4 protein-coding genes are annotated in these 4493 nt (G+C 36.7%); all 4 read left to right on the forward strand.

All coding sequences use genetic code 11. The features are described 5' to 3' along the window. Positions 1-390, forward strand: a 390-nt coding sequence (locus tag PSI15_RS17145; protein WP_273584578.1) for an isocitrate lyase/phosphoenolpyruvate mutase family protein, incomplete at its 5' end; no start/stop codon positions are given. Between the two features lie 91 nt (positions 391-481). Then, on the forward strand, positions 482-2653 hold the full coding sequence (locus tag PSI15_RS17150; RefSeq protein WP_273584579.1) for an FAD/NAD(P)-binding protein: 2172 nt from the start codon (positions 482-484) through the stop codon (positions 2651-2653). Between the two features lie 96 nt (positions 2654-2749). Continuing rightward, positions 2750-4051 (forward strand): aminotransferase family protein, encoded by a 1302-nt coding sequence (locus tag PSI15_RS17155; protein ID WP_273584580.1) that lies wholly within the window; start codon positions 2750-2752, stop codon positions 4049-4051. After that, positions 4048-4493 (forward strand): phosphoglycerate kinase (pgk, locus tag PSI15_RS17160; RefSeq protein WP_273584581.1); only part of this gene is annotated, 446 nt, incomplete at its 3' end. The genes PSI15_RS17155 and pgk, both read left to right, overlap by 4 nt.

Raw genomic sequence — 4493 nt, forward strand, 5'->3', positions numbered from 1 at the left:
AAACCTATGACAGAAGCTTTGGAGAGAGCTGAAGCATACAGGCAAGCAGGTGCTGATGCTATTCTTATTCACTCAAAGAAAAATACTGCAACTGAAGTATTTGAATTTTCTCAACATTGGAAAGGAAAATTACCTCTATTTGCAGTTCCAACAAAATATTACAACACAAAATATTCAGAATTTATTTATTATGGTATTGACAATTTAATCTGGGCCAATCATCTTATAAGAAGCTCTATTTATAGCATGAAAAGAACCGCAGAAAGAATCTACAATGAAAAATCTCTTATAAATGTCGAACACAATGTTTCAACATTAGAGGAGTTATTTGAATTAACTAACGAAAGGAATATAAATAAATTGGAAAAATTATATAACCCTTCAAATTAAAAACAGAAATAGATTTAAAAAATCATTCACATTACATATCCTTTTTATCATGGGTATAACTTCTACACTCGACTAAAATATGGAAAATTAAATGACTAGAATTGCAATAATCGGTGGTGGTCCTAATAGTATGTACCTTCTTAATGGTCTATTAGGCGTACTAAGTGAGAATCCAAAACAAAGACTAAATATAACACTATTTGATAAATATGGTGACTTTGGTTCTGGTTGGGCTCATTCCCCACGGCAGCCTAAAACCAGCATGCTAAACCGTATCGTTGGCCAGCTTGCTTACGCTCCCGATAAATCTAATAATATATGTGGATTTTTTCCAAAATCAACCAATATAACGTTCAATGAGTGGTGTAAAAGAAAATATACTCTTACACAGGATGAAAGATATAATAAAAATCCAGATGAATTCCCTACGCGTGAATTATATGGAGAATCATTAAAAGAAATTTTCTATGCACTAGTCAATGAATTATTGGCGACTAGGGCTGATATAAAACTTATAAAAGATGAAGTCAATGGTATAAAAAAAGAATCCGGTAGTCTATACAAACTCAGTACAATGACCAACTCAAAAACTCACATTTTTGATATTGTAATTCTAGCCACTGGACATCAAGAATTGAAGGACAACCTAGTTCTGTCCAAGCAATTAAAAACATGCATAGAGTATTACAATTTTGCTTATCCTCTATTTGATGTGCCACAATGGCAAGAAAAACGAATTGGTATTATAGGAATGGGGCTTACGGCCATTGATATAATGCTTTACTATACCGAAAATAAAGGAGGGAAGTTTATCCGTGAAAATAATCAACTAAAATATAAGCCGTCAGGAGAAGAACCCAAAAAGATCTTCGCACTTAGCCGATCAGGATACTTCACCTACAGCCGTCCACATAATTTCAAAGAAATTGATTTACAAAAATATGAACACAACGGTTATTTTTACACGCGTCAACTTGTGGACAAACTTCGTGAACAATTAGGTGCTCCTTCCCACTCGGATAGTTCTCCCGTCAACCATTCGAAGCAGCTAGATTTTGATCGCCATATTTTTCCCGTACTGCTACTGGAACTCAAACTATGTTATTACCGAATTCTATTTGGTCAGGAAATATTAGAGCTCATGCTCGAACAAACTCGGCCATTAGTGGATAATTTTAGTTCTAGCCATAACCAACACAACATGCAAAAAGATACGGCAATTGAATTCTTAACTAAAGCTGTCGATATTTTGGCTAGAGAGACTGTTTTCAAGATTAGACGTTATCTTAATGATCAAACCACTACTTTTATCCAACATGTCACCATAGAATCCGCAGTTAAACGATTTGTCCATGTTGTTTATGGTCAGCAAGTTGCAGAAAGTGGCAATATTATTCAGGTAGTTCAACAACTCCCATCAATGGGCAGCCCTTGGGGACATAGTACCGAACCTGAAGCACATTTGTTCAATTGGGATTTCATTGTCGATCCCATTACACATATGAATTTTAGTCCGAATACACCGTACCGTGACAGACTTCTTCAGTTCATGGAATTAGATCGTCTACAGTCAGAACAAGGTAATCTAGATAATCCATATAAAGGCGCTTGTGATGACGTTTTCCGAGATTTGCGTCAATGTGTTGTTTATGCTGTTGACTTTGGGGGAATTACCCCTGCTTCTTATCACTGGATGCTGAAAGATTTCTATGCTGTACATAACCGTGCGGCCAACGGTAATTGCATTGAACTCATGGAAAAAATTGAAGCTCTTATTGAAGCAAATATTGTCGATGTCACTTATGCCAAATCAAATATCCAGATCGATGATAATATCGTCTATCTTCATAGCCTGAGCGATCCTGGAAATTTAACGACACTTGACACCATGATCGATGCTAAATTACATAATTTCGATGTCAAAAAAGCCAAAGGCCAACTATTTACCAATCTCCTTAACGAAGGCATAGCATCCTGCTGGATTCATAAGGATCAGAATGGCGTTGAATATCCCATATCAAGTTTTAATATCACACGTGAATTCCAGTTTATTAATTGTCATGGAGAAAAAGAGCTGGTGTTCTGTATAGGCCAACCCTCAGAAGGAATTATGTTCTTTCAAAATGGCTCTATTCGTCCAAATGTTAATCACCATGTCGCTAATGACGTGTTAGCCTGTATCAATGCAGTGAAACGGGAATTGAGCAATACCAACAAATTTGGTACAGAATCATCACTGAATAAGCAAAAAATAATCCCTTAACATAAAACCAAAATGTAAGCCTAGGCTACAGCTTTACAAGTGACAACATTATCCCATTGCCAACGTAGCGATGGGTATTTAACACTGAGGTTTATTATGAGCTATATGTACCCGTTTAAAGGATTTTCCCCAGATTTACCTAAAATAGTTTCAGGAAAAGGAATATGGTTATTTGATGAAAATGGCAAGGGATACATTGATTCCTCGTCTGGCCCAATGACTGTCAACTTGGGCCATTGCCACCCAACAGTGATTGAAGCAATAAAAAATCAAGTTGAACGTCTTCATTTTGCATATCGTTTTCATTTTCGCAGTAATGAACCAGAAACTCTATCATTACGTTTAATCCAATTATCAGATGACAACAAACGCTATGCTTTTTTTCTCAACGGAGGTTCAGAAGCATCAGAAGCGGCATATCGTATTGCATTAGATTATTTTCGTTATAAAGGGCAAGAAGGCAAAATTTATGCACTGGGACGAGAAATAACCAATCATGGTAACACAATCCAATCTCTTAGCTATGGAGATGACCGAGCTCGCAGACATAATTTATTGGGCAATTCTCTTGACCCAGTAACCAGTAGCGTAAAATTGACACCCTGCTATTGCTTCCAATGCCCATTGAATAAGTTACCTGACAGTTGCCAACTTGAATGTGTTACTGAATCACTAAATACTATTGATAAATTCGGATCTGAACGTATTGCGTGTGTTTTTATTGAACCAATTACTGCATCATCCGGTGGAGCCTTGGTTCCACATAAAAAATATATGCAAGCACTGAAGAATGGCCTTCAAGAACGAAACATTCTCCTAATAGCTGATGAAATTGTCACTGGCTTGGGACGTACCGGAGAATGGTTTAATATGAAAACATGGGGCGTTGAATCAGATATTACGGTGATCGGGAAAGGCCTTGGCGCAGGTTTCTCCCCCATTTCAGGGCTATTGATCTCAGAAGAAATAGGCCACTTGCTAGCATCTCAATCAACTCCACATTTTATCGGTCATACCTATTCTGGTAACCCACTATCAACTGGTGTAGCTCTATCGGTTTTAGACGTATTAACAAACGAAATTGGCATGCATGATATCAAAACCAAAGGTGAATATTTCGGCTTATTACTGAATGAGATGTTATCCGATATTCCTTGTATTCTAGATATCCGTGGACAAGGGTTACTTTGGGCAATTGAAACAAACCTCCATCAAAGTATGAGCGCAAAATTCATACCATCAGGACACAAGCATAGCATTAACCTCTATGCTTGCCGCTCTTCTGGAAAACATAAAGATTCACTCACCTTACTGTTCACCCCACCATTTATCATTACCCAACATGAACTATACGAATTAGTATCCCGAGTTAGAAAAGTATTCAGAGATAACCTATGAAAAATAGAAACGTGATTTTGTATAGCGCTGGAATCAATATTGATGAAGGAGTGACATATCATCCTCGCATTGATGAAGAAGTTAACTCTTTATTACCTTTATTAAATACAAATAAAGCTATTTCCCTCCTAAACCATCAAGGAGATTTTAAAAAAAATAGTGCTAAACAAACACCTTATATAGCCCAAATACTTTCCCAGAGGCTGCAACGAAAAGTTGACTATTTTGAACATTGCGTCGGCGAAGAGGCAATAAAACGTGCTAACCAGATGCAACCAGGAGATATTATCTTATTCAGCAATACCCGACTATATCCAGAAGAACAAGACAACAATATAAATTTCGCAAAACAATTATCTCAATTAGGTAATGAACTTATCATTGGTGGTTTTTGCAAGTTACACCGTGAAAACGCGTCAAATACCGCAATTAAAAATTTTTT

The organism is Xenorhabdus sp. PR6a, from assembly GCF_028599065.1.
Classification (GTDB): Bacteria; Pseudomonadota; Gammaproteobacteria; order Enterobacterales; family Enterobacteriaceae; genus Xenorhabdus; species Xenorhabdus doucetiae.

Coding starts and splice junctions, on each gene's coding strand:
- PSI15_RS17150 (WP_273584579.1), top strand. CDS start 482: ATGACTAGAATTGCAATAATCGGTGGTGGTCCTAATAGTATGTACCTT.
- PSI15_RS17155 (WP_273584580.1), top strand. CDS start 2,750: ATGAGCTATATGTACCCGTTTAAAGGATTTTCCCCAGATTTACCTAAA.